We start from the raw sequence: 5,102 nt of genomic DNA, 5'->3' as shown, positions 1-5,102 counted from the left end.
CTGACCGGCGCTGAGGTTGTCGTATCCGTCGGCCGCGGCATCTCCAAGGATGTTGAGAAGGGCATCAAGCTGGCGGAAGAGCTGGCAGCCGAGTTCAACGGCGCAGTCATCGGCGGCAGCCGTGCGGCGATCGATTCCGGCTGGCTGTCTGCCGACCATCAGGTTGGCCAGACGGGCAAGACCGTACATCCGAAGCTGTATGTTGCGTTGGGCATCTCGGGTGCGATCCAGCACAAGGCCGGCATGCAGGATTCCGAGTGCATCATCGCGGTCAACAAGGCCGAGGGCGCTCCGATCTTCGACGTAGCAGACTACGGCATCTGCGGCGACCTGTTCAAGGTTGTTCCGCTCATGATCGACGCGATCAAGGCGGCTAAGGCTGCTAAGTAAGCGCTGTTTTCACCGATGGATCAAGCGGGCTGCCTGATTTACCTCCCGTATCCGCTGCGGGTCGGAGCATCCCGCGCGAATACCGCTGCGGTTACGCAGCGGCATAGATCGCAGCCCCGCCATCATCTTTATAAAAAATCCGCAGGGCAATGCCCTGCGGATTTTCACTTTGTCGAAAAACTTCCGCGCCGCAGCGCGTATCAAATGGAAAATTGCAGCAAGCTACAATTTTCGTAAAAACCCGCGACACGTGTCGCGGGTTTTGATACAAGACGACGGAGAACTGTGCCAAAAGGGCGCGATTCACAGTCGCAAATTGATCACAAGCGTGGTTTCGATCGAGAGACTGTCGATTACTCACCCATCACCTGAAACACGATATCCCGCGTACGGTCACGCGTATCGCACTCGACCAGTGTCAGATTCTGCCACGGTCCGAGCGTGATCTCTCCCTCAACAAAGGGGATCGTGATAAACGGCGACAGCAGCGCCGCCTTGATGTGCGACGAGCCATTATCATCATGCCATGTATCGTGGTGCTGGTAATGGATCACACGGCCGGTGTCGTCCGTATAAGGAGAAAACACATCCATTGCGGCCTTAAGATCGTGATACACCATGCCCGGTTCAAATTCCAGCGTTGTCAAACCGGCCACGCCGCCGGTTGTAAAGCCGGTGATAATACCCGACCGCATCCCGGTATTACGGCAGGCGTTATGCACCGCCGCGCGGAAATCATCGCTCACATCGATCATGCCCATATGCGCTTTGGTGCGGTAGGTTTTGGTTTCGGTATAAACTGACATACTGTTCTTCTCCTTTACAGACACTCGAGATAGCGCCCATACAATGTTTTATCCAGATCCGCGGCGTGCCGCAGCACGGTTTGATGGCTGATATAGCCGCGCTGATAGGCGATCTCCTCCGGACAGGCCACATAGCGTCCGGTCTCATCCTGCACGCGCTTGATCTCCTGCGCTGCGGAAAGCAGGTTGTCCACGGTGCCTGCATCCAACCAGACAAAGTCATGATCCAGCGTGACCACATGCAGCGCACCCCGGCGCAGATATTCCAGATTCACGTCCGTGATCTCCAGCTCTCCCCGCGCAGAGGGCTGCAGATTGCGCGCGATCTCCATCACGCTGTTATCGTAAAAATACAGACCGGGAATAATGTAGTTGGATTTTGGGTAACGCGGCTTTTCTTCGATCGACACCGCACAGCCCGCCTCATCAAACTCCACCACGCCGAATGCGCGGGGATCTTCCACATAATAGCCGAACACACGGCCGCCCACCGGATACGCCAGCGCCTGCTGCAGATAGCGCTCAAAATCCGGTGAATAGAAGATATTATCGCCCAGAATCAGGCACACATCATCATTACCGACAAACTGCTCCCCAATCAGCAGCGCATCCGCAATGCCGCGTGCGACCTCCTGCACCTCGTAGGTGATATTCACACCAAAGCGTCCGCCCGAACCGAGCAGACGGTAAAAAGGGCCTTCCTCTCCGGGCGGAATGATGATCAGAATATCGCGGATACCCGCCTGCAGCAGCGCTGCCAGCGGATAATAGATCATCGGCTTATCATAAACCGGCAGCAGCGGCTTACACACAGGGCGTGTCATCGGATACAGGCGCGAGCCTTTTCCGGCAGCCAAAATGATTCCTTTCATAGGCTTTCTCCCTCTATCTACATTACAGTATTGTGAAATCATTATAGCATAGCCTGTCCCCATTTTCCATAGGGAAAGCATCCGTCACGCCGATATGCCCAGATCCACCGTGCAAAATACGCCGAAAGCACAAAAATGGACAGTTTTCCACGGTTAATTTGTACAAATTTTGACGTGCCGGCACTGGAAAATCAACGAAAAAGCGGATATAATAATATCTGCACGAAAATAATCCGCAGATGGAGGAAAGTATATGATCCGAAACGATTTGCGCAATATTGCCATCATTGCCCACGTTGACCATGGCAAGACCACGCTGGTCGACCAGATGCTCAAGCAGGCAGGCGCCTTCCGCGAAAATCAGGTCGTGAAAGAACGCGTGATGGACTCCGGTGATATCGAGCGCGAGCGCGGCATCACCATTCTGGCCAAAAACACCTCGGTACATTATAAGGATGTCAAAATCAACATTGTCGATACCCCGGGCCACGCGGACTTTTCCGGCGAGGTTGAGCGTATCCTCAAAATGGTAGATGGCGTTGTTCTGCTGGTCGATGCCGCCGAAGGCCCGATGCCCCAGACCCGTTTTGTACTGCAAAAGGCACTGGAATTCGGCCACAAGATCATCATTGCGGTCAACAAGATCGACCGTCCGGATGCACGCCTCAATGAGATCGGCGACGAAGTGCTTGAGCTGCTGCTCAATCTGGATGCGACCGATGAACAGCTCGACAGCCCGATCGTTTACTGCTCGGGCCGCGCAGGCACGGCTTCCATGTCCCCGAATGTAGAGGGCACCGATCTGACCCCCCTGTTCGAACAGATCCTCGAACACATTCCCGCCCCGCAGGTAGATACCGAAGGCCCGGCGCAGATGCTGGTTTCTTCGATCGACTATAACGAATATGTCGGCCGCATTGGCATTGGCCGCATCGAGCGCGGCTCGCTCAAGGTCGGCCAGCAGGTTACGGTATGCGATTACCACGGTGCAACCCAGCCCTATACCGCCAAGCTTGTCACGCTGTATACGATCGAAGAGCTGGAGCGCCGTCCGGTCGAATCCGCCACCGCAGGCGAGATCGTCTGCTTCTCCGGCATTGAAAATGTTACCATCGGTGAAACGCTGTGCGACCCCGCACAGGTAGAAGCGCTGCCCTTTGTCAAGATCTCCGAGCCGACGGTCGAAATGACCTTCTCGGTCAACGACTCCCCGTTTGCCGGCCGTGAAGGCAAGTTCGTCACCTCGCGCCATCTGCGCGAGCGCCTGTTCCGCGAGCTGCTCAAGGATGTGTCCCTGCGTGTCAACGAAACCGACACCACCGACTCCTTCCGCGTCTGCGGCCGCGGTGAGATGCATCTGTCCATCCTGATCGAAAACCTGCGCCGCGAGGGCTACGAATTTCAGGTCGGTGCGCCCAAGGCACTGTTCCGCGAAGTGGACGGCGTCAAGTGCGAGCCGGTCGAACGCATGATCGCGGACGTACCGGCAGACGCGGTCGGCTCGATTATGGAAAAAATGGGTTCCCGCAAGGGCGAGCTGGTTTCCATGAATCCCAAGGGCTCGGATCGGATGCGTCTGGAATTCCTGATCCCGGCACGCGGCCTGTTTGGCTACCGCACGGAATTTTTAACCGATACCAAGGGCGAAGGCGTCCTGTCCTCGGTCTTCCACAGCTATCAGCCGTACAAGGGCGAGATCTCCAAGCGCACCACCGGTTCGCTGATCGCCTTCGAAGCCGGCGAAGCCGTAGGCTACGGACTGTTCAATGCACAGGAGCGCGGCCCGCTGTTCATCGGCCCGGGCACACAAGTGTATGAAGGCATGGTTGTCGGTGAAAACCCGCGCGGCGAAGATATGGCCGTGAACGTCTGCAAGAAAAAGCAGCTCACCAACATGCGCGCCTCGGGTTCGGATGATGCACTGCGTCTGATCCCACCGCGCCAAATGTCGATCGAAGCGGCGCTTGAGTTCCTCGGCGACGACGAACTGCTCGAAATCACGCCTGAAAGCGTGCGCATCCGCAAAAAGATCCTGTCCAACACCGAGCGTCTGAAAAAAATCAAGGGCGGAAAGAAATAAACCGTCTCGTACCCGCACACTTTGTGTGATGTTTCACTCGTTTATCCAATTTTTTGATACACAAAGGAGTATTACCCCATGGCAATCCAAGAAGTCCTGCACACCGATCTCGCTCCCGCTGCAGTTGGCCCGTATTCACAGGCCGTTGCCGCACACAACCTGATTTTCACCTCTGGTCAGATCCCGATCGACCCCAAAACCGGCAAGATCGAGGCAGATACCATCGAAGGGCAGACCGAGCAGGTCATGCACAATTTGAAGTGCGTGCTGGCGCGCGGCGGCGTATCCTTCGACCGCGTGATCAAAACTACCTGTTTTCTGGCAGATATGAATGACTTTGCCGCATTCAACAGCGTATACGGCAAGTACTTCCCCGAAGGCGCACCGGCGCGTTCCTGCGTACAGGTTGCCAAGCTGCCGCTCGGCGCCAAGGTAGAGGTTGAGGTTATCGCGGTGCAGGGCTAAGCCTGCATTTGTCTGCACCGGTGTCAAACCGCAGGCAATACCTCTGTTTTGACGCTTTGAGCGAGAAAATTTTTCGTATAGGCAGTTACAAACCAAAACCCGGCTCATGCTGAACTGCCCCAGATTGTGCGGACAGTACAAAAAAGAGCCCCTGATAGGAAATATTGAGTTCTAAGTGGAGAGGCGTCGCGCCAGCGGCGCCTCTCCGGTTTTTAACTGGATGCGCTCATGGTTGTAAAAACAGATATAGCGGTCAATCATTTCGTTTGCTTCAGCAAAGGTAGCTGGTTTGTGTCGGTAAATACACTCTGTTTTGAGGATAGAGAAGAAATTTTCCGCCATGGCATTATCATAAGGATTTCCTTTCCTTGACATAGACGGTGTAATGCCGTATTGTTTAGTTAGCTGGAAATATGCTTGGGATGTGTATTGAAGGCACTGGTCGCTGTGGAGCTGTAACTCCGCAGCGACTCTCTTTTTCTCCTGCTT

At 55.2% G+C, this 5,102-nt stretch carries 7 protein-coding genes; 3 read left to right on the top strand and 4 right to left on the bottom strand.

From position 1 onward, the window contains the following. Positions 1-390 (top strand): electron transfer flavoprotein subunit alpha/FixB family protein (locus tag T363_RS0113415; protein WP_031476647.1); only part of this gene is annotated, 390 nt, incomplete at its 5' end. Between the two features lie 91 nt (positions 391-481). Here T363_RS0113415 and T363_RS16495 read toward each other — a convergent pair. The 3 genes from T363_RS16495 to rfbA are packed head-to-tail and all read right to left on the bottom strand — an operon-like array spanning position 482 to position 2,068. Then, on the bottom strand, positions 482-751 hold the full coding sequence (locus T363_RS16495) for a hypothetical protein (RefSeq protein WP_207640634.1): 270 nt from the start codon (positions 749-751) through the stop codon (positions 482-484). Continuing rightward, on the bottom strand, positions 744-1,196 hold the full coding sequence (locus tag T363_RS0113405; protein ID WP_031476643.1) for a YjbQ family protein: 453 nt from the start codon (positions 1,194-1,196) through the stop codon (positions 744-746). The genes T363_RS16495 and T363_RS0113405 overlap by 8 nt, the downstream gene beginning before the upstream one ends. 14 nt (positions 1,197-1,210) lie before the next feature. Then, entirely contained in the window at positions 1,211-2,068 is an 858-nt protein-coding gene (gene rfbA / locus T363_RS0113400) for a glucose-1-phosphate thymidylyltransferase RfbA (RefSeq protein WP_031476641.1), read from the bottom strand. A gap of 253 nt (positions 2,069-2,321) precedes the next feature. On the opposite strand from rfbA, the gene typA reads away from it, so the two are divergent. Together typA and T363_RS0113390 are read left to right on the top strand one after the other, a co-directional pair. After that, complete coding sequence (typA, locus tag T363_RS0113395) at positions 2,322-4,148, top strand: translational GTPase TypA (RefSeq protein WP_031476639.1); 1,827 nt, start codon at positions 2,322-2,324, stop codon at positions 4,146-4,148. A 78-nt stretch (positions 4,149-4,226) separates the two neighbouring features. Continuing rightward, the gene (locus T363_RS0113390) at positions 4,227-4,613 is read left to right on the top strand and encodes a RidA family protein (protein ID WP_031476637.1); all 387 of its coding nucleotides are present in this window, start codon (positions 4,227-4,229) and stop codon (positions 4,611-4,613) included. Positions 4,614-4,784: 171 nt separating this feature from the next. On the opposite strand, the gene T363_RS0113385 is transcribed toward T363_RS0113390, so the two are convergent. Beyond that, on the bottom strand, positions 4,785-5,102 hold a 318-nt coding region (locus T363_RS0113385), incomplete at its 5' end, for an integrase core domain-containing protein (protein ID WP_031476635.1).

The sequence above is a fragment of the Agathobaculum desmolans ATCC 43058 genome, assembly GCF_000701665.1.
GTDB classification, from domain to species: domain Bacteria; phylum Bacillota; class Clostridia; order Oscillospirales; family Butyricicoccaceae; genus Agathobaculum; species Agathobaculum desmolans.
The sequence above is the reverse complement of the archived record's forward strand: the minus strand, read 5'-3'. Positions and strand labels throughout refer to the sequence as shown.